The 20,539-nt window shown below is 63.6% G+C and carries 23 protein-coding genes; 20 read left to right on the top strand and 3 right to left on the bottom strand.

Annotated elements, in window-relative coordinates:
• Nucleotides 1-103: 103 nt before the first annotated feature.
• Complete coding sequence (locus tag ACW9I6_RS20230; RefSeq protein ID WP_178912303.1) at nt 104-556, bottom strand: winged helix-turn-helix domain-containing protein; 453 nt, start codon at nt 554-556, stop codon at nt 104-106.
• Between the two features lie 72 nt (nt 557-628).
• Nucleotides 629-3,847 (bottom strand): type III effector HrpK domain-containing protein, encoded by a 3,219-nt coding sequence (locus ACW9I6_RS20225; RefSeq protein ID WP_003207275.1) that lies wholly within the window; start codon nt 3,845-3,847, stop codon nt 629-631.
• Nucleotides 3,848-4,410: 563 nt separating this feature from the next.
• Between ACW9I6_RS20225 and ACW9I6_RS20220 the strand changes: the two genes are divergently transcribed.
• The 7 genes from ACW9I6_RS20220 (at nt 4,411) to ACW9I6_RS20190 (ending at nt 10,108) form a co-directional block, all read left to right on the top strand.
• Nucleotides 4,411-4,572, top strand: coding sequence for a hypothetical protein (locus ACW9I6_RS20220; protein ID WP_003207273.1), 162 nt, complete (start codon nt 4,411-4,413; stop codon nt 4,570-4,572).
• A 115-nt stretch (nt 4,573-4,687) separates the two neighbouring features.
• Nucleotides 4,688-5,581 (top strand): SctD/MshK family protein, encoded by an 894-nt coding sequence (locus ACW9I6_RS20215; RefSeq protein WP_134326975.1) that lies wholly within the window; start codon nt 4,688-4,690, stop codon nt 5,579-5,581.
• A 28-nt stretch (nt 5,582-5,609) separates the two neighbouring features.
• A complete protein-coding gene (locus ACW9I6_RS20210; RefSeq protein ID WP_177009712.1) occupies nt 5,610-5,966 on the top strand; it encodes a hypothetical protein in 357 nt (118 codons plus the stop codon).
• The gene (locus ACW9I6_RS20205) at nt 5,966-6,301 is read left to right on the top strand and encodes a tetratricopeptide repeat protein (protein ID WP_003207267.1); all 336 of its coding nucleotides are present in this window, start codon (nt 5,966-5,968) and stop codon (nt 6,299-6,301) included. Before ACW9I6_RS20210 ends, ACW9I6_RS20205 begins: the two co-directional genes overlap by 1 nt.
• A complete protein-coding gene (gene sctV, locus ACW9I6_RS20200) occupies nt 6,298-8,436 on the top strand; it encodes a type III secretion system export apparatus subunit SctV (protein ID WP_457339730.1) in 2,139 nt (712 codons plus the stop codon). Before ACW9I6_RS20205 ends, sctV begins: the two co-directional genes overlap by 4 nt.
• Nucleotides 8,433-9,713: a type II and III secretion system protein family protein gene (locus tag ACW9I6_RS20195; protein ID WP_008433173.1), complete on the top strand. Its 1,281-nt coding sequence runs from the start codon at nt 8,433-8,435 to the stop codon at nt 9,711-9,713. Before sctV ends, ACW9I6_RS20195 begins: the two co-directional genes overlap by 4 nt.
• Before the next feature lie 14 nt (nt 9,714-9,727).
• Nucleotides 9,728-10,108, top strand: a complete 381-nt coding sequence (locus tag ACW9I6_RS20190) for a hypothetical protein (protein WP_003207261.1) — start codon at nt 9,728-9,730, stop codon at nt 10,106-10,108.
• A 545-nt stretch (nt 10,109-10,653) separates the two neighbouring features.
• On the opposite strand, the gene ACW9I6_RS20185 is transcribed toward ACW9I6_RS20190, so the two are convergent.
• Complete coding sequence (locus ACW9I6_RS20185; RefSeq protein ID WP_457339729.1) at nt 10,654-11,418, bottom strand: tetratricopeptide repeat protein; 765 nt, start codon at nt 11,416-11,418, stop codon at nt 10,654-10,656.
• A gap of 48 nt (nt 11,419-11,466) precedes the next feature.
• On the opposite strand from ACW9I6_RS20185, the gene ACW9I6_RS20180 reads away from it, so the two are divergent.
• The 13 genes from ACW9I6_RS20180 (at nt 11,467) to ACW9I6_RS20120 (ending at nt 20,472) form a co-directional block, all read left to right on the top strand.
• On the top strand, nt 11,467-12,033 hold the full coding sequence (locus tag ACW9I6_RS20180; protein WP_457339728.1) for a type III secretion protein: 567 nt from the start codon (nt 11,467-11,469) through the stop codon (nt 12,031-12,033).
• 31 nt (nt 12,034-12,064) lie between these two features.
• Nucleotides 12,065-12,295, top strand: coding sequence for a hypothetical protein (locus ACW9I6_RS20175; RefSeq protein WP_003208330.1), 231 nt, complete (start codon nt 12,065-12,067; stop codon nt 12,293-12,295).
• A 9-nt stretch (nt 12,296-12,304) separates the two neighbouring features.
• Nucleotides 12,305-12,742: a hypothetical protein gene (locus ACW9I6_RS20170; RefSeq protein WP_003208328.1), complete on the top strand. Its 438-nt coding sequence runs from the start codon at nt 12,305-12,307 to the stop codon at nt 12,740-12,742.
• 4 nt (nt 12,743-12,746) lie between these two features.
• Nucleotides 12,747-13,529 (top strand): type III secretion system inner membrane ring lipoprotein SctJ, encoded by a 783-nt coding sequence (gene sctJ / locus ACW9I6_RS20165; RefSeq protein WP_003208326.1) that lies wholly within the window; start codon nt 12,747-12,749, stop codon nt 13,527-13,529.
• On the top strand, nt 13,526-14,143 hold the full coding sequence (locus ACW9I6_RS20160) for a hypothetical protein (protein ID WP_003208324.1): 618 nt from the start codon (nt 13,526-13,528) through the stop codon (nt 14,141-14,143). Before sctJ ends, ACW9I6_RS20160 begins: the two co-directional genes overlap by 4 nt.
• A complete protein-coding gene (locus ACW9I6_RS20155; RefSeq protein WP_177070345.1) occupies nt 14,136-14,714 on the top strand; it encodes a FliH/SctL family protein in 579 nt (192 codons plus the stop codon). Before ACW9I6_RS20160 ends, ACW9I6_RS20155 begins: the two co-directional genes overlap by 8 nt.
• Nucleotides 14,711-16,033 (top strand): FliI/YscN family ATPase, encoded by a 1,323-nt coding sequence (locus ACW9I6_RS20150; RefSeq protein ID WP_457339727.1) that lies wholly within the window; start codon nt 14,711-14,713, stop codon nt 16,031-16,033. Before ACW9I6_RS20155 ends, ACW9I6_RS20150 begins: the two co-directional genes overlap by 4 nt.
• 192 nt (nt 16,034-16,225) lie before the next feature.
• The gene (locus ACW9I6_RS20145) at nt 16,226-16,675 is read left to right on the top strand and encodes a hypothetical protein (protein WP_102369490.1); all 450 of its coding nucleotides are present in this window, start codon (nt 16,226-16,228) and stop codon (nt 16,673-16,675) included.
• Complete coding sequence (gene sctQ, locus ACW9I6_RS20140; RefSeq protein ID WP_457339726.1) at nt 16,672-17,673, top strand: type III secretion system cytoplasmic ring protein SctQ; 1,002 nt, start codon at nt 16,672-16,674, stop codon at nt 17,671-17,673. Before ACW9I6_RS20145 ends, sctQ begins: the two co-directional genes overlap by 4 nt.
• Nucleotides 17,670-18,323 (top strand): type III secretion system export apparatus subunit SctR, encoded by a 654-nt coding sequence (gene sctR, locus ACW9I6_RS20135; protein ID WP_003208316.1) that lies wholly within the window; start codon nt 17,670-17,672, stop codon nt 18,321-18,323. Before sctQ ends, sctR begins: the two co-directional genes overlap by 4 nt.
• Nucleotides 18,324-18,333: 10 nt before the next feature.
• Nucleotides 18,334-18,603: a type III secretion system export apparatus subunit SctS gene (sctS, locus tag ACW9I6_RS20130; RefSeq protein WP_003208314.1), complete on the top strand. Its 270-nt coding sequence runs from the start codon at nt 18,334-18,336 to the stop codon at nt 18,601-18,603.
• Nucleotides 18,604-18,609: 6 nt separating this feature from the next.
• Nucleotides 18,610-19,422, top strand: a complete 813-nt coding sequence (gene sctT / locus ACW9I6_RS20125) for a type III secretion system export apparatus subunit SctT (RefSeq protein ID WP_457339725.1) — start codon at nt 18,610-18,612, stop codon at nt 19,420-19,422.
• 3 nt (nt 19,423-19,425) lie between these two features.
• Complete coding sequence (locus ACW9I6_RS20120) at nt 19,426-20,472, top strand: EscU/YscU/HrcU family type III secretion system export apparatus switch protein (protein WP_003208311.1); 1,047 nt, start codon at nt 19,426-19,428, stop codon at nt 20,470-20,472.
• Nucleotides 20,473-20,539: the final 67 nt, after the last annotated feature.

The raw sequence follows: 20,539 nt of genomic DNA, 5'->3' as shown, positions 1-20,539 counted from the left end.
TTTTGCTTACTTTTGCGCTGTTCAAAAGTGAGCCGCTGTAAGAGCGGAACCGATATAAGCCATCACCCAAATAATGGATATGCCCCCGATCCAAATCCCCCCCTCAACTGTTAAGCCTCTCCTGCCGCACGCCGCGCATCGGCCTCACCTCATCCCCCAAACAACGCCGACAACTATAAACCCCCAACACCACCGGCTTTTTCTGCGCCCCACGCTCCACCCAGGTCGGCGCAACAAACCGATACCCCTGGCCCGTCGCCGTCGCGATATACACCGAATCATCATCCCCCAACGCCCGGCGGATCGCCTTGATCTGCGCCCGCAGGTTGCACTCTTCCACCACCAACCGTGGCCAGGCGATGTCCAGCAATTGGGTCTTCTCCAACAGCTCACCAGGCCGCGAAGCGAGGGCAATCAGCAACGTCAGGGCCCTACTCCCCAGGCTCACCGGCTCACCGTTTTTCAGCAGCAGATGACGTCGGGGCAGCAGTCGATAAGGGCCAAAGTGGATTTCAATAGCGCTGTCTTCAAGGTGGCCGCGGTGTGAATACGTCATGTGATTAACCTTTGTGCATGTTCAAAAACACAACCCCGCGCGGCTCCCTTCGCGCAAGGCTGCAAGGGAAGGTCAGGTGTTGATCGCCGGGATCGGGTCTTCAGGATAATCACCCGGCTCCGTAGGCCCGCCAGTCAAGCCGTATTGCTTGAGCACCGGCGCAAGCTGGCCATAGAACGCGTCCTGCGCCTTGCCATGGGCATCAGCCAGGGCGAAGGGCAGGAACGCGCTGCCGATCCCGCCAAGGATCGCCGTTGCCCCGCCGAGGATCCCGCTGATGGTCCCGGCCACCGCGCCGATTTCCGTGGCTCCGTACAACCCGGCCCCGGCTTCCACCAACCCGGCCACCGCCGCACCCGTACCCAGCACGCCGGTGGCAACCGAGAAACTGCCGCTCAGGTAGTCGCCTTTTTTCAACGAGTCGACACCGCCAATCACCCCGATCACACCGCCGATAATCCCGCCCGCCGAGCCAATGATCTTGCCGGCCGCGCCGAGGTTGGCGATTTGCTGCGGGCTCAACGGGCCCTTGCCCACCGGTACCTTGCCGGGGAAGTCACCAATGGTGCCGCCATCCGGGCGGTTGACCCAGGTGATGCCGTAACCCGCTTCCTTGGCGTATTTGGTGCCGCCCTCCATCAACAGCCCGGCAAATTGCAGCCCGGCGGATACCCGGTTCGCGTCCGCCACCGGCGTGTTGCTGCCGCTGGCCGAACGGGCCATCAGCACGCCGCTCATCAGCACTGCGCTGCCGATGTGCAACAGGCCTTGCTTGAATGCCGGGCTGACGTCGCCGAACTTCATGCCTTCGATGGCCTTGGGCAGTGCGTCGGCGATCTTGTTGCCCTGGCGCCCGATGTCCCATACCGAACGCAGCATCGACACCACTTGCGCCGGGTCGATCTTGCCGCCATCCGAGGTGACGAACATCTCTGGATCTTTTTGCTGGGCGTCGTTGATCGCGGCAGTGACCTTGGCTTCGTCGAAGTTGCCCTTGCCGTCCCCCAGGGTGATGTTCAGGGTGTCGGTGGTGGCGCCGCCGAGCAGGGCGTCGCCAAGGGCTTCGTTGAAATTCACCTGCAAGGTGGCGGCGTCATCCGCCGAGGCCTTGTCGCCGAGGAAGGCCTGGGCCGAGGCCGTGCTGGCGGCGAAGCTGCTGGCCGCCACGGTGGGGTCCATGCCGCCGGCCACCGCGTCGGTAAAGGCCTTGCCGGTCACCAGTTGGTTTTTGTAGTACTGCTGGATGTTGTCGCTTTGCCCGGCCTTGTCGGCGATACCGGTCAGGTCCACATGGCCGTTGCCCCCCAGCGCCAGGTTGGCGATGGTCGTATCGTTGGCCGCGTTTTGCAGGCCCATGCCCATGTCGATCTGCTTGCCGTTCTGGTCCTTGGCGTTGAGATTGTCGGTGAGGTTTTTGCCGGTCTCGATGTCGTCGGTGTAGTAGTTCTGCATCGCGACTTTCATCGCCGGGTTGCTGTCGACGATGTCGGCCAGTGCCGGGCCGCGATTGTTTTGCAGGAAGCCTTGCACGTCCGGGTCGGCCGAGAGGGTTTCGATGCCGCTTTGCAGCTGTGCCTTGATTTTGTCTTCGTTGGGGTTCAGGCCGTAGTGGGGCGAGGTGTACTTGTCCATCAACCCGGCGTGGGGCACGTAGTCGCTGACCAGCAGGCGGGTTTGTGCATCGGTCAACTGCACCAGCACCGCGGCTTTCTGTTCGCCGCTGTAGTTCTGCGGGTTGGCCAGGATGTCGGCGGTCAGGCCCGAGGTGTCGACGCCTGCGACCGCATCGCGGGTGGCGGCACCGTCGAGGAAGGTCAGGGTGTCGCTGTCGGTTTTCGGCGCCTGTTTTTCCAGCCAGGCGCCGATGTTGTCGCGGGTGCCGATGCCGTCCGACTTGCCGGTGGCGGGGTTGTCGCCGCCGGTTTCCAGGGCGTGGAACATCCCGGGTCTGGACCACATGGCCGCCGCGCCGGTCAGCTCGGTGCTCAGGGCCGAATCGCTGCCCAAGGCTTGCAGGTTGTCGCTGCGCAGCATGCCGTCGTTGCTGCGCTGGTTGGCGTCACCGGGGCGCATCGCCGGACCTGCGCCAGCGGCCAGGCTCTCATTGGCCATCAGGATTGCCGCCGACTTGGCATTCGCCTTGGCCAGGTCACCGGGTTTGCTGCCGAGGAAACTGCCATAGGATTTCGACGCGGCGCCGAGGTCCTTGCCGGCGTTGTCGATGAAATGGTCGACATCGGAATGGGTGATCACATTGTCGGCCTTGCCACGCCCGCCGGTATCCAGCGCGGCCATCAGGCTCGGGCTGCTGGCCACGTACTTGAGTACGGCCTGGGCCTCGGGGGGGAGTGTCGTGGGCGGGTTGGCGAAGTCGATCGGCGCGCCATGCAGGCCCCAGGCGTCCCAGTTTTGCGAGAGCAATTGCGCGGCCGCCTTGGGCCGGTTCAGGTCGAGTTCTTCCTTGGTCGGCGTGCCGCTGGTGTTGCCGGTGATGGTGTCCCAGTCCTTGGCACCCGACACGCCAAACGATGAGGTGTCGATCCAGGACGTGTCCGAGGCGCCCGCCGCGCCGGTGCTGCCGGCATACAGTTTGGCCACCTGGTCGTACAGCGCGGGGGTGATGTCCTGGGACACGATCACCTTGTCGCCCGACGCCGTGGTATAGCGAATCAGGCCCGGGCCGACTTCTTCGGGCGGGCCGATATTCGCTGCCGGGTCCATAGTTTCCATGGGGCCGGCCAGGCGGTAGCCCTCGGCCTGGCTGGCATTGATCGCAAAGAGCTTGGCCGAGTCGCCGCTGACCTGGGCGAACAGCGCGGGTGTTTCCTTCTGGCTGACCACGATTTTGTCGCCGGCACTGGTCTCGTAGCGGATCAGTCCCGGGCCCAATTCGGTGGTACTGCCGATCGCCTTGTAGTTGCCCAGGCCAGGCGCCACGGTGCTGGCGTCTGCCTCCTTGTAGCCGGCGCCTTTGCTGTCGGCCAGATTCTTCTCAAGGGTCGCGTCGCTTTGCTGTGCGTTGTACTGGTTGACCAATTGCTCAAACAGCCTGGGGTTGTCGATCTGCTTGAGGGTCACCGGTTTGTCGCTGCCCAGCGGGGTGTAGGTGATGCTGTTGTTCACCGGTGCCTGCACGTTCTGGTACGGCAGCGGAATGGACGGCCCGCGGATTTTCGAGGGGTCGAATACCGGCTTGTCGACGGCGGTGAACAGGGCTTTTTCGAACGTGCTCCGGGAGCCATCCGGGCCTTTGTTGTCGGCAGGGTCAAGGCCATTCGGGATCGCAGTCATAGATAACCTGGAAGTTGTTTTATATCAGTCGATATTTAGTGCAAGTGCACTAACTGGGGCGGGCGAAAGTTGCGAAGTGTTATTGGGTTAACCCGCGCCGAGCTATCAAACGCGATGATCAAGTCGGTTTTGTTACAAATGGAAATATCTGCAAAGTTGGGCAAATGGCTATTAGTTAAAAGTGTGAAGTTGTCGGATTTATTTTCTGGAATTGTTGAGTGATCAACGTTTTTACCCAGGGGTAACGGGCTCGTAAATTGTTCGAGTTGGTTCGTTTTTCAGGTTGTGCCCCCGTAAACATTGGGTCTCGTCGTGTATTGGTTTTTTAACAAAAGTTCCACGCCCGCGCGGCGATGAGATTTTCTCAACGGCACGTTGAGCCGGATTTTTCACAGCACCTGCCATGAACGTTTCACAAGCTTTCACAGCGAAGGCGTTTTGTTCGTGAGTAGTATGGTTCCCATGCAAACCGACGGCTGCATGGCCAACTCACTGTCTGACGCTGGGAGTTTGTTTCGGTTTGCATGCGGCTTAACTTCCCTATCGATGCAAGGAGATTGAACATGGCTACTACTCCACCAGTAAGTGCAGGCGGCGCCGACGACGCTATCGCGAAGATGGAAGCAACTTTCAACATGGCCATCGAGAAGTCGGCCAAGATCACCGAGATCAGCACCGCGAAAAAAGCAGAGCTCGACGCCACCAAACAGCGTCCGCAGAACTGATTCGCCATGCGGGCAGCGCCGGCGCTGCCCGTATACCTGCCTTACCCCGTTGCACCGTTGTTGATCGGCACAGGCGTCGTTGCGGCCTGTGATTCTCAAGGGGGCAAACCCAACCATGACAGCCTTGATTTCCCTGGGCCTGCCCGCCGCGAACGGCGCGCCGACCCTGCTTGTGACCCACGGTTTGCACCAGGGCAGTTCCCTGATGCTCGACCAGCCGGTCTACACCCTTGGCGCCGCCCTGGCGGCCGACCTCCAGCTCAGCGATCCCGGGATTGCCGAGTTGCACCTGCGCCTGCGTTTTGAAGGGGCCCAGGTGGCCGTCGAGGCCCTCGGCGGCGATGTACTGATCACCGGCACTGCCGGCGATATCCGTATTCCCCAAGGCAGCGGCCATCGCGCGCGGCTGCCGCTGCAACTGCGTATCGGCACGGCGGGTGTGAGCCTGGCGCTGCCGGGCAGCCCTGAAAAAATCCCTGCGAGGACACGCACGTTAACGCCCTGGATCATCGCCACCGCGTTGCTCTTTGTGTGCGCTGGCGCCCTGGCATTTCGCAACGATCCACCGCAAGCGCAAACCGTAATGCCGGTTGCCGAAACAACCGCAGCCAAGCCTTCCCGTGCCGAGGCCAAGGCCTGGTTCGAAGGGCAATTGCAGGCCGCCCACCTGGACGCCGTGAAGGTCAACGACATCGATGGCCAACTCAACGCCGTCGGCTCCTTTGAGCGCGCGCAAAAGCCTCAATGGGTCGCCCTGCAACAAGCCTTCGACCAGCGTTACGGCCAGCAGATCGTGCTCAACCCGCGGGTCGCCGTGCGTGCAGATGCGGCCCGGCCACGGGTGCGCTTTCAAGCCGTGTGGTTCGGCGCCAACCCCTACGTGATCAATGACAGCGGCAAGCGCCTGTACCCCGGCGCGGCCCTGGCGGACAACTGGGTACTGGAGCGCATCGAGAACAACCAGGTGATCCTCGCCCGTGGCGAAGAACGCTTCACCTTCACCCTATGACGCTGCTTTTTTCAGCTAAGGCCCCGGGATGAAAGTCGAACCCCGTCCGTTGATTCCCAGTGACGTGCGCAGCGCGCCGGTCGATGCGATCCGCCCGGTCAACTCGCGCCAGGCCACGGCTTTCGAAGCGTTGCTGAAAACCCGCAAGGTCCAGTCCCGCCGCTCCCTGCGCAGTGACCTGGAAGAACTCACCAGCGCCGCTGGCGTCGACTCGCTGCTGTTCGGCAGCGCACGTTCCCTGGAACTGCTGGAACACGTGATGCAGCACCTGTTGCCGAACCTCGACGCCGAGCCGCAGATCAAGGCGCTGGCCCATGACCTGATCAGCGAGGAAATCGAGATGCGCCGCACCCTCGAACAACAACGCTCGGAGGTCCAGGCCTGATGCCCCGGGACAACGACGACGCGGTGCAATTGCTCAAGGGCATTGGCGAGCTGTACCGGCGCAACGGCCAGTCCCAGCGCGCGCTGGTGATGTTGCTGATTGCCGTGAGTGTCGCGCCCGACGATGGCCTGCTGCTGCGCTCGCTGGTGCTGGCGTTCACCGACAGCGGCGACTTCACCCGCGCACTCGCGGCCCTGGATCGGCTGGTCGCGCTGGAGGGTGAGTCTGCCAGCCTGTTGCTGCTGCGTGCCCGGGCGCTGTGGTACGGCGAACGCAAGGACGAAGCGCGCCAGTGCTTCAAACGCTACCTCGCTGCACGGAGAGCCGCGCCATGAACCTGCTCAATCGCCTGAACGGCATCGCGCGCATGGCCGCCCAGCGTACCGACGTGATCATCGTCGCGTTCATGCTGATGGCGATCGTGATGATGATCATCCCGCTGCCTACCTACCTGGTGGACATGCTGATCGGCCTGAACATCGCCCTGAGCATCCTGATCCTGATCGTGGCGTTCTACATCGGCCACTCGGTGGAATTCTCCGCGCTGCCGCCGCTGATCCTGCTCAGCACCCTGTTTCGCCTGTCGCTTTCGATCACCACCACCCGCTTGATTCTGCTGCACGGCGACGCTGGCCATATCGTCAAGGCCTTCGGTGACTTCGTGATTGCCGGCCAGGTGGTGGTGGGCATGGTGGTGTTCCTGATCATCACCGTGGCGCAGTTCGTGGTGATCACCAAGGGCGCCGAGCGGGTCGCGGAAGTGGCGGCGCGCTTCACCCTGGATGCGATGCCCGGCAAACAGATGAGCATCGACAACGACCTGCGCAACGGCGATATCGACCAGGCCGAAGCCCGCCGCCGGCGCTCACGCCTGGAGCGCGAGAGCCAGATGTTCGGCGCGATGGACGGGGCGATGAAGTTCGTCAAGGGCGATGCGATTGCCGGGTTGGTGATCCTCGCGGTCAACCTGCTGGGCGGCATGCTGATCGGCATGATCGAGCGCGACATGGCCTTCGGCGCGGCGGTGCACACCTATTCGCTGCTGACCGTGGGCGACGGTTTGATCGCACAGATCCCGGCGCTGCTTATCTCGGTAGCGGCGGGCACTGTGGTGACGCGGGTCAACAGCGACGGCGAAGCGGGTGACCTCGGCAGCGAGATTCTCAAGCAGTTGGGTGCCAGCTACCGCGCCCTCGGTTTGACCGCATTGATCATGGTCGGCGTCAGCGTGATACCGGGCTTTCCGACCTGGGTGTTCCTCGGGTTGTCGCTGGTGTTCGGTGGTGCGGCCTTCGTGATGTACCGCCGTCATACCCGTGAAAACCAGGTAGAGCCTGAAGCGCTGGTCGAGACCCTGGAACCGGTGGTTGAAGTGCAGGCCGAGCAGGATTATGACGTGGCCCCCGACACTCGGGTATTGCTGACCCTCGGCAGTGCGTTGGCCCTCAGCGCCCCGCGCCAGCTACTGAGCCAACGCATCGAAGCGCTGTGTCACGACATTCGCAGCGACCTCGGCGTCGATATGCCGGTGCCGGGCATTCACATGGACGCCAAGGCCACGCCGGGCAGCTACCGCGTGTCACTGGAAGGCGTACCCGTCAGCGAAGGCGAGATGCCGATCAACTGCCTGCTGTTGCAGGACGATCCGGTGCATGTGCAGTTGCTGGACATCGCCACCCTGCAAGCCGATTCGCCCCTCAACGGTCGCGCCGCGCACTGGATCGAGCGTCAGCATGAAGACGCACTGCGCAGCGCCGGCATCGGTTTCCTGCTGCCGGACGAAGTCCTGCGTGGTGTGCTGGAACGCAGCCTGCGCCGCTATGCCGCGGACTTCCTCGGCATCCAGGAAACCCGCCTGCTGCTCGAACGCACCGAAGCCACCTACGGCGAACTGGTCAAGGAAGCCCTGCGCCTGGTGCCGTTGCAGCGGGTGGCCGAGACCCTGCGCCTGCTGGTGGGAGAGGGCGTGTCGATCCGCAATCAGCGGGCCTTGCTCGAAGCCATGGTGGAGTGGGGCGCCCGGGAAACCGATGCCGGCCGCCTGGCCGAACACCTGCGTGCAGGGTTGGCGCGGCAGATCAGCCATCAGTACGCCGACCGCAACCGGGTGATTGGCGCCCTGGTGCTGGCGCCGGGATTGGAAGATCAGTTGCGTGCATCCCTGCGTCGCCAGGAGCCCAGCCGTGAAGTGATCCCCGAGGATGTCAACCGCGCGTTGCTGGCCCAACTGCGCCAGGCCTGCGACAAAACCACTGAAGCCAACAGTGCGGTATTGCTGGTGCACCCGGAACTGCGCCGCAGCCTGCGGCGCCTGGTGCTGCGCGGTGAACTGGAGCTGGCGGTGTTGTCGTTTCGCGAACTGGCCACCGAATACAACTTGCAAGCGCTGGTGACCATCAGCCTTACCGATATCTCCAACCGCCGCGCACCTGCCGCGGCTTCCGTCACTTCCCTGGCGTCTGCCTCATGATCCGTTTTTGTCTGTTGTTGCTGACGTTGACCTCGTTTTTCTGCAGTGCCCAGGACATCGCCAACGGCGCCCAGGGGTCTATCAACCTGGCCTCCGGTGAAGGCCGGATCCTGCATTTTGTGGCCCCGGTGGAGTCGGTACTGGTGGCCGAGCCGGGGATTGCCGACCTGCAAGTGGTGTCGCCCGGGGTGATCTATATCTTCGGCAAGGCGCCGGGCAATACCAGCCTGATTGCCCTCGGCAGCGACGGCAAACAGCTTGCCAGCCTGAGCCTGGCGGTCAGTAGCGCGACCCAGGCAGTGACTGCGCCGATGCAGGAATTGCATCCCGGCAATGGCGCGCAGATCAGCGGTGCCGGTAACCGATTGATCGCCAAGGGCACGGTGCGTTCGGTTGGAGAAGCGACGGATTTGAATGCCTTGCTCAACCCACAGGGCCAGGGCTTCCAGAGCGCGGTCAACACCACTGAGTACGCCGGTGCCGCCCAGGTCAACTTGCGTGTGCGCTTTGCTGAAGTGTCCCGCTCGGAACTGCTGCATTACGGGGTTAACTGGAACGCCATGTTCAGCAACGGCACGTTCTCCTTTGGCCTGATCACCGGCGGACCGCTGGCAGCCGCCACCGCCGGTGGCCTGGCGGCGGCGGGCAGCGGCTCGGGCAATACCAATATCGACGGCATGCTCGACGCGTTGCAGGCCAACGGGATCCTGCAAATCCTGGCCGAGCCGAACATCACCGCCATGACCGGGCAAACCGCGAGCTTCCTGGCGGGCGGCGAAGTGGCGATCCCGGTGCCGGTGAATCGGGACCTGGTGGGGATCGAATACAAGTCGTTCGGCGTGTCGCTGCTGTTCAACCCGACGCTGTTGCCCAACGGCCGGATCGCCCTGCAAGTGCGCCCGGAGGTCAGCAGTGTGGTGAGTGGCGGCACGGTGGATTTTGGCAATTTCCATGTGCCGTCGTTCAGCGTGCGCCGCGCCGATACGCGGGTGGAAGTGGGCAGCGGGCAGACGTTTGCGATTGCCGGTTTGTTCCAGCGTGAGAGCAGCCAGGACATCGAGAAGCTGCCGTTGCTGGGGGACTTGCCGATCCTGGGCAACCTGTTTCGCTCCAAGCGTTTTCAGCGCAATGAAACCGAATTGGTGATTTTGATTACGCCGTACCTGGTGGAGCCGGTGCGCAGTCGCACCCTGGCCACGCCGCTGGATGCACAGCCTGCGACCGCCGCAGCGGCGGGGCCGCGCAGTGGTGGGGCGTTTGGTTTCTACATGAATTGATGAGGGGGCATGGCATGAAAGTTTCGCGTTTGTTGATGTGTTTGCCCCTGTTGGTGGTGGGCTGCAAGACGCATCTGGCGCCGGTGTATTACTCGCCGCAGTATCAGGCGGACGGGGTGCCAAGCCAGTGCCAGCAGCCGCCGGCCAAGGACGAGATTGGACTGGACGAGGATTTCAAGGCGACCTTGCCGCTGGGCTGTGCCAACAATTTGAATTTGATGCAGATGGTGGAGCAGCGGCAGGATTTGAATCAGGGGCGGGCCACCGGGCCAGCGATGGCGGCGCCGGTCGGGCGGGCGGCGCAGGTGTATATCGAGGGGTTTGATCGGGAGCAGTTGCAGCGGCGTCAGGCTCAGCAAGAGGCCAAGGCGGGCGCTCCGGGAGCGGAGCAATGAACCTGCGTTCACATGTCCTCTGTGGGAGCTGGCTTGCCTGCGATAGCGGTATTCCAGGCCCAGCAGATCCATCTGTCACACCGCAGGCCCAATGTGGGAGCTGGCTTGCCTGCGATAGCGGTATTCCAGACCCAGCAGATCCATCTGTAACACCACCATCCAAATGTGGGAGCGGGCTTGCTCGCGAAAGCGGACTGGTAGGCGACCGGGATCTTGAAGCTTACCGCGTACATATCCGTTCCTGCGGTAACGGCCACTTAGGGTTCCGCTCTTACAGCGGGTCACTTTTGGCAAACGCCCCAAAAGTAACCAAAAGGTCTTTGCCCCACCACTCGGCACCTCGCTCAGGCTCGGTGTGCCCTCACTCCGGCTTTGGAGCGTGGGCCGCCGCGATGGGCCATCCCTGGCCCAGCGCGGCTAACCCGGCGTCCTGCCGGGTTACCCACGCTCCAAAGCCTGCGTTCGGCCAGCGTGGTTTAACGGGGCCTGATAGATCAAAAGCAACGTCAAAAGCAGGGCAACAGCAAGATCAAAAACAGTTGGATTTAGTGCGTATCCACCAGCCCCAATTCCCGCGCTTGCGCAATCGGATCGCTGATGGCTTTGATGCGGTTGGCCTCCGTGATCAGGCGTGCGCGCTCAGCCGCCGGTATATCGTCCAGCGGCAAGCTGGCCACTCGTTGTTCGTATCCCGCCAATACCAGCACCAGCAGCTCATTACGCTGATGCCGTGGCAACGCGCGGGGCGATTGGGTGACGGGGGCGATGGTGTCCAAGGCCTGCTGCGCCTGGCCGCCAAGGGCGTAGGCCAGGGCCAGGTTGCAGCGGCTGTCGAGGTCGTCGGGTTGCAGGCTCAGGCTTTTGGCGAACGCGGTTTGTGCCGCGACGGCCTGGCCGTTCAACACCTGGGCAATGCCCAGTCGGGTGTAGGCGACCGGCGACTGGCTGGCCTCGGCGGCCTGGCCCAGGGCGGTCACGGCGCGTTGGCTTTTGCCCAGGCGCAGTTGCGCGGTGCCCAGTCCCAGCAGGGCGTCGGCGTTGTGCGCTTGAAGGCCGAGGGCCTGTTGGAAGGCGCGCTCGGCACCGACCGCGTCGTTGCCGTCGAGCCGTGCCTGGCCGAGTTTGAGCCACAAGTCGATGCTTGCGCCCGATTGCTGGGCCGCACGTTCGTACAGCGCCGCCGCGCTGGCGTAGTCGCCGCGTTTGTTCAGGTCGTCGGCCAGCTTCAGCGAGCGGTCGGAATCGCTCGGCGCAGTATTGGAACAGGCAGCCAGCAACAGGCTGCCGGCAAGCAAAAAGTGTTTGGTCATCGTCACAACTCGTTGGGCGAAGGCGGACGTCATGTAAGCATATTTTCCATGGCGCTCCTATGTCTGTCGGTGCTGTTTGGCGCCTCGATTGCACACGCCGCTGAAGAGCCCGAATGGTTCGCCAAACCCTACGCCTATGTGCTGGTGGACCAGGACGTGCGCGCCGCCCTCGAAGAGTTCGGCCACAACCTCGATATCCCGCTGGTGCTCTCCGACAAGGTCCGCGGCAAGGCCCGCAGCACGGTGCGTGCAGCCACCGCCGGGGAGTTTTTGCAGACGCTGTGCAGCACCAATGGCCTGACCTGGTATTTCGACGGCAACCTGCTGTACCTCAATGCCAGCGATGAAATCACCACCAAGCTGTTCAAGGCCAACGCCCTGAACCTGGACCAGTTGCAGGCGTATTTGAATAACCTCGATGTGTTCGGCCAGCAGTTGTCGATGCGTAACGGCCCCGAGGGCGATGAAGTCTTCGTCTCCGGGCCGCCGCCGTACCTGGCGCTGGTCCAGCAGCATGTGGATCACCTGCAGCCCAAGGCCGCCGCGCCGGTGGTGGCGCGCGAGCACGGCGTGCGGGTGTTTCGCGGCGCCCAGGTGAGCACTGAAACCCCTTGATTCACCCCAACCCCAGTAAAGGAGCATGACCATGTCCGTAACCGCCGTAGACAGCAACCTCGCCCCCGGTGGCGCCAGCCCTGAAGCCAAGTTCAACGCCGCGGTGGACAACGCCAAGAGCGCCGATAAACCGGAGATGACCGACGCCGAATTCACCGATGCCCTGATCACTCAGGCAGTCACCATCGGCGGCCAATTCATCATCATGCCCAAGGCCCAGGAAATGCTGAATGACGCCATGTCCGATGACGACGAAGAGTAGGGCGCACCCATGACCATCAGTCTCGCTGCCAGCGCCACGGCCTTGCCGCCGTCCGCCGGCGCGGGGCCCGCCGGGGCCTCGCAGAATCTGTTCGAGCACATGGCCAATACGGCCAAGGGCATGCCCGAGGGCGCCAGCCCCCATCAGATCGGCTCGGGGCTGATGGAGCGCCTGAACAGTTTTATCGACCGCTCCCGGACCTTTTCCGAGCGCGCCGATTTGCTCACCAATAACCCCTCGGCGCCGCCGCAAGTGGCCGCTGCGGATATCCGCACCTCGGGTGCCTCGCCCACCGCAGAACCGGGCAAGAAAGTCGCCGAGCAGCAGGTCGACCAGATCGTCCATTCACTGGGCAAGATGTTCGACTACTCCATCGAAACCCAGATGGTGGTGCGCGGTGCGACGCAGATTTCCGGTTCCGCCAACACGCTGCTCAAGGGTCAATAACGCCATGCCAAGCCCGAATCGTGCCCTGCGCCTGCTGCTGATCGGCGTGCTCGCCAGCCTCTTGCAGGCCTGCGACATGGACCTCTACACCAACCTCAGCGAGCGCGACGCCAACGCCATGGTCGCGGTGCTGCTGCGCGACGGCATCCCGGCGACGCGCAAGGTGCAGGACAACGGCCAGTTGAAAGTGGTGGTCGACGAACAGCGCTTCGCCGAGGCCATGACCCTGCTGGACAACGCCGGCCTGCCGCAGCAGAGCTTTTCCAACATGGGCGAGGTGTTCAAGGGCAATGGCCTGGTGTCGTCGCCGGTGCAGGAGCGGGCGCAGATGATCTATGCCTTGAGCGAAGAACTGTCCCACTCGGTGTCGCAGATCGACGGCATCGTCTCGGCGCGGGTGCACGTGGTGCTGCCGGACAATGACCTGCTCAAGCGGGTGATTTCGCCGTCGTCGGCCTCGGTGCTGGTGCGCTACGACCCGGGCACCGACATCAACACGCTGATTCCGCAGATCAAGACCCTGGTTGCCAACGGCATTTCCGGCCTGAGCTATGACGGTGTGTCGGTGACCGCGATCAAGGCCGCGGTGTCCATCAGCCAGAACCCGGCGCAACCGCGACTCGCGCGTTTCATGGGCCTGTGGCTGTTGGAAGACAACCTCAACCAGGCGCGGTTGCTGTTCGGTGGCTTGCTGCTGCTCGCCCTCGGCGCGGGTGGTGTGTTGGCCCGCCAGCAATGGGCGCGGCGCCAGGCCCAGGCGTTGTATGTGCTCAAGGAGGGTGAATGAGCCTGGTTGAGCGTTGGCAGGGGCTGATCGCCCAGCCGTTGCAGTTTGTGCGCGAGCAAAGCCTTGGCGAGTGTTTTGGCGAAGGCCTGCCGGTCGAGGTGCTGCAAGCCCTGCATGGGCAGCCGCGTTTTCGCTCGCGGCTGGAGCAACTGCTGGCCAGCCATTATCAGCTGGCGCCGCTGGCGCATCTGGTCACGCCGCCCGCCGCTGATTTGCCGGTGCTGCTGCTGAGCCCGGCGCAATTTGCGCGTCTGCCCAGGCTGTGTGGTGCGATCTGGCATGGCTCGACCCTGAGCCGGGAGATCCGCCGCGAAGTGGTCAATGAATTGCGCGAGGGCCTTGGCCAGGAAGCCTTTGCCCTTGCCCTCGCGCACCGGCAGTTGGGCGGCGCGGCCGACCTGCTGCGCGAGCCCGCCGAGTTGATCGACGCCATCGACCGCGATGGCCTCACCTGTGTCGCCGCCTGGCTGCAAGCCCAGCCTGCCGAGTTGCAAGGCTGGCTGCCCCTGCGGTTTGTCGCACCCAAGGGCTACAGCGGACGCTTGCCCCGCGACCTGGAGATCGTCCAGACCGTCGCCGCCCGGTTACTCGCCGAGGAGCTTGCCCATGAGTGAATTACCCAGCCGTCCGGCCGCGCGGATTTTGCGCGCCGATGAAGCGGCGTTATGGACCGATGGCTTTGCCTTTGTGCAAGCCGCCAGGGCGCACGCCGAGCAGATCAAGGCCGACAGCGACCAATGGCTGCACACCGCCCGCGCCGAGGGTTTTGAAAGTGCGCGCCGCGAAGGTGCCGAACAGGTTGCACAGTTGCTGCTGGAAACCCAGGCCGAGGTCCAGCATTACCTGGCCGGGCTTGAGGCGTCGCTGGCGGACCTGGCCCTGGGCATCGTGCGTGAAGTACTTGGCGAACTGGATGACACCGACCGCGTGGTGCGTTGTACACGCCAGGCCCTGAGCGCGTTTCGCCAGGGCCAGGCCTTGACGTTGTGGGTGCCGCCCGCCGAAGTGAATGCCCTGCGCCCACAGTTGCTCAAGGACGGCATCGCCGTGGAGGCCGATGCCCAACTGGGCGCCGGCCAGGCCCGCCTGAGCAGCCCGGCGGGTTCGGTTGAGCTGGGGCTGGAGGCGCAACTGCAAAGCCTGCGCCGCAGCCTGTTGCCCTTTGCCGAAGAGGGCGTGGCATGAACCTCGATCAACTGCTGCCGCGCCTGACCGAGCGGCTGTCCCAGGCCCGCTTGCGTCCGATGCAGGGCACGGTGCTGAGCATTCGCGGGGTGTTGCTGCGGGCCAGCGTGGCGGGCGCGAGCATCGGTGAGCTATGCCACCTGCGCGACCCGGTCAGTGGTCGCAGCCTCAGCGCCGAAGTGATCGGTTTTGATGGCGACGAAGCGATCCTGTCGCCCATCGGTTCCATGGAAGGCCTGTCGACCCGCACGCAAATCACTGCCACCGGCGAAAGCCTGGGTGTGGCCGTGGGCGATGCGCAATTGGGGCGAGTGATCAGCCCCATGGGCGAGTTTCTCGACGGTGACGGTATACCGCCAACCCTGAACCTGCAGACCTACCCCTTGCATGCCGAGCCACCGGCCCCGTTCTCCCGGCAATTGATCGTGCGCTCCATGGCGTTGGGCATCCGCTCCATCGACGGCTTGCTGACCCTCGCCCAGGGCCAGCGCATGGGCATCTTCGGCGAGCCCGGTGTGGGCAAATCCTCCTTGTTGGCGAGCATCATCCGCAACAGCGAGGCCGATGTGATTGTCATCGGTTTGATCGGCGAGCGGGGCAGGGAAGTGCGCGAACTGCTGGACGTGCAACTGGACGCCACGGCCCGCGCACGCACCGTTGCTGTCGTCGCCACCTCCGACCGCCCGGCCGCCGAGCGGGTGCGCGCGGCATTTGTCGCCACCACCCTGGCCGAGTACCACCGCGACCAGGGCCGCAATGTACTGCTGTTGATGGACAGCCTCACGCGGTTCGCCCGCGCCCAGCGCGAAATCGGCCTGGCCGTGGGTGAACCGCCGACCCGCCGCGGTTATCCGCCGTCGTTTTTTGCCACCTTGCCCAAGTTGCTCGAGCGCGCCGGCCCGGGCCCTGCCGGCAGCATCACCGCGCTGTACACCGTGCTCACCGAAGGCGACGCCGCCAGCGATCCGGTGGCGGAGGAAGCGCGTTCGATCCTCGACGGGCATATCGCCCTCAGCGCCGAACTGGCGCAGCGCAACTATTTCCCGGCGGTGGACGTGCTGCGCAGCCGCAGCCGCTTGATGGAGCAGGTCGCCGGTGACGAACACAAGCGCCTGGCGATGCGCATCCGTGAATTGATGGCGCGCTACGGCGAGATCGAAATGCTGATCCGCGTCGGCGAGTACTCCGCCGGCAGCGACCCCCTGGCCGACGAAGCGATCACCCGCCATGGGGCAATCGAAGCCTTCCTGCGCCAGAACGCCGACGAACCCAGCAGCCCCGAACACACCTTGATCCGCATGCGCCAGGTGCTGGCATGAGCCCGAAAGCGCAGCAAGCTCCAGTGTGGGAGCTGTCGAGCTTCAGCGAGGCTGCGATGGCGTCAGCACAGCCAACATCAATGTTGCCTGACCCACCGCTATCGCAGCCTCGCCGGGGCTCGACAGCTCCCACATTCGATCTTCATGCACTCAGTGAGTGCGCTGTTGGTATGACGATGGAGAAAAGAACCGATGAAGACTGAACAACTGCGCACCCTGCAAACCCTGCGGGTGCTGCGCGAACAGCGGGCGGCGAGCCAGTTGGCGGCGCAACAGCAACGCTGCGCGCAAACCCACGGCGCCTTGACCGACGCCAAGGAACAACTGCGCCTGCACCGTGAGGCCGTTGCCCATGAAGCCGGCGAGATTTACGCCTCGCTGACCGAAGGCCTGTCGGTGGCCAGTTGGCAGGCCGCCCAGGATCGCCTGCGGGGCTTGGCCGACGATGAGCAGGTGCTTGAAGGCGACGTCAGCCACGTGTCCAGTACCCTGCAAACCCAGGAGCGTGAGCGCGACCTGTTCCGTCAGGAGCGCCTGAGCCGCCAGCGCCAGTCCGATGCCTGGCAAAGCCTGCTGGACGGGCGTGAAAGCAGCGAACGGGTGGCCGGCGAGCTGCGTGAAGAGCAAGGACTCGGCACATGATCGTGGCCCTTGCCGACCCGTTGGCGCCCTGGCTTGAGCACTACGACCCGGCGCTGCTCACGCTGCATAACCAATTGCACCGCCGGCGCCATGCGTGGCAGGGCCGCTGCGCCGGGCAGCATCTGAGCGTCGCCTGGGCCGCCGATCCCCAGCCGCTGAAAACACCCCGGGATGTGTTGCTGTTGCTCGGCCAGTCACCGGTGCGCTTGCGACTCTCGGCTGCCGCCCTGGAACACGTACTGGTGCCGCTGGCGTTGCAGTTCGATGCGCAAGTGCTGCCGGCATTACCGCGTTCGCTGCTGCTGGAACTGGCCGTGCTGGACCTGATCGAGCGCCTCGAACCGTTGCTCGGCCACCCCGTGCAACTGCTCGAAACCAGTGACGACCTGCGGCCTTATGCAGTGCATCTGGCACTGACATTGACCTTCGGCAACCACCCGCCAATGGCCGCCCAACTGGACTTGAGTGAAAGCGCTGCAGTGCTGGTGGGCCAGTTGCTGGAGCAGCACGGCCAGATCGACGCCGACCCGTTGCCGGCGCTGCGCCACACGCTGTCGGTAGTGGCCGGGCGGCAATGGTTGAGCCTCGGCGAGCTGCGCAGCCTGCAGCCCGGCGATGTGCTGATGCTCGAACCCGGCAGCGGCTGGCTGCTGGACCTTGAGGGCCGCCTGCAAGCCCGCTGCCAGCGCGACGGCTCGTCGCTGCAGGTGCAGGAACCTCTGAACACGCCCCTTTTGGACATGGAGAACACAATGACTGACGTCGATGCCGCCGCGGCCCTGGACGATTTGCCCCTCAAGCTGGTGTGCCAGGTCGGCAGCCTGGAACTGACCCTGGCGCAACTGCGGGAACTGGGGGCGGGCAGCCTGCTGCAACTGAATACGCCGACCGTGGATGGCGTCGACCTGATGGTCAACGGCCGTCGCGTCGGCCAGGGCCAACTGGTGAAAATCGGTGACGGCCTGGGCGTGCGCCTGCTGAGTTTCGCCACCCCATGACCGGTTATCAGCCGAACCTGATCGAGATCATCCTGGTGGTTGCCACCATCGGGTTGATCCCGCTGGCGGTGGTGACCCTCACCGGCTTCATGAAAATCTCGGTGGTGCTGTTCCTGATCCGCAACGCCCTGGGCGTGCAGCAGACGCCGCCGAACCTGGTGCTGTACGGCATCGCGCTGATTCTCTCGGTGTACGTCACCACGCCGTTGATTGGCGACATGTACCGCCAGGTAGAGGGCCGCGACCTGAATATCGAGCACGTCGAGCAACTCAAGGACCTCGGCGACGCCCTGCGCCCGCCGCTACAGGCGCACCTGGCACGGTTTGCCAACGAGTCCGAGCGCGGCTTTTTTGTGCAGGCCACCGAGACCATCTGGTCGCCGGAAGCCCGTGCCGACCTGCGGGATGACGACCTGGTGGTGCTGATCCCGGCGTTTGTCAGTTCGGAGCTGACCCGGGCCTTCGAGATCGGGTTCCTGCTGTACATCCCGTTCCTGGTGGTGGACTTGCTGGTGTCCAACGTGCTGATGGCGATGGGCATGTCGATGGTCTCGCCGAACCTGATTTCGATCCCGCTGAAAATCTTCCTGTTCGTGTCATTGAGCGGCTGGTCGCGCCTGATGCACGGTTTGATTCTGAGTTACGGCTGAGGCACGACCCATGGGCCAGGACGTTTTCCTGTCATTGATGAAACAGGCACTGATGACTGTGCTGATGCTCTCCGCGCCTGCGCTGGGGGTGGCGATCATCGTGGGTTTGAGCGTGGGCCTGTTCCAGGCGCTGACCCAGATCCAGGACCAGACCCTGCCCCAGGTGGTGAAGCTGGTGGCGGTGCTGTTGACTATCGTGTTCCTCGGCCCGGTGCTGGCCGGGCAAGTGGCGGAACTCGGCAGCCAGGTGCTGGACAATTTTCCCTTGTGGACGCGCTGACCGCCCATGGATGCCAGCCTTACCGCACAGTTTCTCGAAGTCGCCTACCCGGTGATCAGCTCGGCCTCGCTGGCGGCCTGCCGGGCCATGGGCGTGGTGGTGATCACCCCGGCGTTCAACCGCCTCGGGCTCACCGGAATGATTCGCGGCTGCGTGGCCGTGGCGATTTCGATCCCGATGTTCATGCCGGTGTTCGACGCCATGACCTCGATGCCCAACCACGGCAGCCTGTTTATCGCCGGGTTGCTGATCAAGGAATTCCTGATCGGTATCCTGATCGGCCTGTTGTTCGGCATTCCGTTCTGGGCGGCGGAAGTGGCGGGGGAGTTGATCGACCTGCAGCGCGGTTCGACCATGGCGCAACTGGTGGACCCGTTGTCCACCGGGGAGTCGAGTGTGATGTCCACCTTGCTGACGGTGATGTTGATCACGCTGTTCTTCATGTCCGGCGGTTTTATCCTGATGGTCGACGGTTATTACCACAGCTACCAGCTGTGGCCGGTGACCGCGTTTACACCGGTATTTGCCAGCTCGGCGTTGCTGGCGGTGTTGTCGATTCTCGACCAGATCATGCGCGTCGGGGTGCTGATGGTGTCGCCGCTGATCATCTCGCTGCTGGTCACTGATTTGATGCTGGCGTACCTGTCGCGGATGGCGCCGAACCTGCATATTTTCGACCTGTCGTTGCCGGTGAAAAACCTGTTTTTCTCGATCCTGATGGTGATCTACATCGGCTTCCTGATTCCGTTGATGCTGGACCAGTTGGCGGAATTTCGCGGCACGGTGGAGCTGCTGAAAACCCTGGCGGGCGTGGAGTAGCGCATGGGCGATACCAGCGAAGAGAAGTCCCAGCCGGCCACGGATAAAAAACTCAAGGACGCGCGAAAGAAAGGCCAGGTCGCCAAGAGCCAGGACCTGGTCTCGGGCATGGTCATCCTGTTCTGCACCCTGTGCATTTCCATCCTCGCGCCCCGGGCCCAGGCCCAGGTCACGGCGCTGATCGACCTGACTGCGCAGATCTACATCGAACCCTTCGCCACGGTTTGGCCACGGGTGCTGGACCATGCCGAGCAACTGGTGATCGGCATTACTTTGCCGGTGATGGCGGTGACCACCGGGGTGGTGATCCTGACCAATATCATCACCATGCGTGGCTTTGTGTTTTCCGTGGAGCCGATCAAGCCGGAGTTCAAGCGTATCAACCCGGCGGAAGGCTTCAAGAAGCTGTTTGCCCTGCGCAACTTTGTGGAATTCATCAAGGGCCTGATCAAGGTGCATGTGCTGGCCGTGGCGTTCTACGTGGTGGGGCGGCATGCGTTGCAGGCGTTGATGGAGTCGTCGCGGTGTGGCGCGGGGTGTATCGAGTCGACATTTTTCCTGGTGCTCAAGCCGCTGGTGTTTACCGTACTCGCGGCCTTCATCCTGGTGGGCGGGGTGGATGTGTTGATGCAACGCTGGCTGTTCGGCCGCGACATGAAAATGACCCGCAGCGAGACCAAGCGCGAGCGCAAGGACATTGACGGCGACCCGTTGATCAAGAGCGAACGGCGTCGGCAGCGCCAGGAGATGCAGGCGCTGGCCACCAAGCTGGGGTTGGGCCGGGCGTCGATGATGATCGGCACCACCGATGGCTGGGTGATAGGCGTGCGTTATGTGCGTGGTGAAACGCCGGTGCCGGTGGTGGTGTGCCGCGCTTCGCCGGAGGAAGCGTTGGGGATGTTGCAGGAGGCGTTTGATTTAGGGATACCGCAAGCGCCGGACAAGGGCTTGGCGGAAGCGATTGCGCGCAAGACGGTGCCGGGGGATCCGGTGCCGGATGCTTCGTTCCAGGCGGTGGCGGACTGGTTGGTGGCGGCGCGGTTGATCTGACGATCTTGAGCCGAACACCGATCAAAATGTGGGAGCGGGCTTGCTCGCGAAGGCGGTGTGTCAGTCA

The organism is Pseudomonas sp. SDO5522_S412 (genome assembly GCF_054071215.1).
This window is presented reverse-complemented; position numbering and strand designations above follow the sequence as displayed.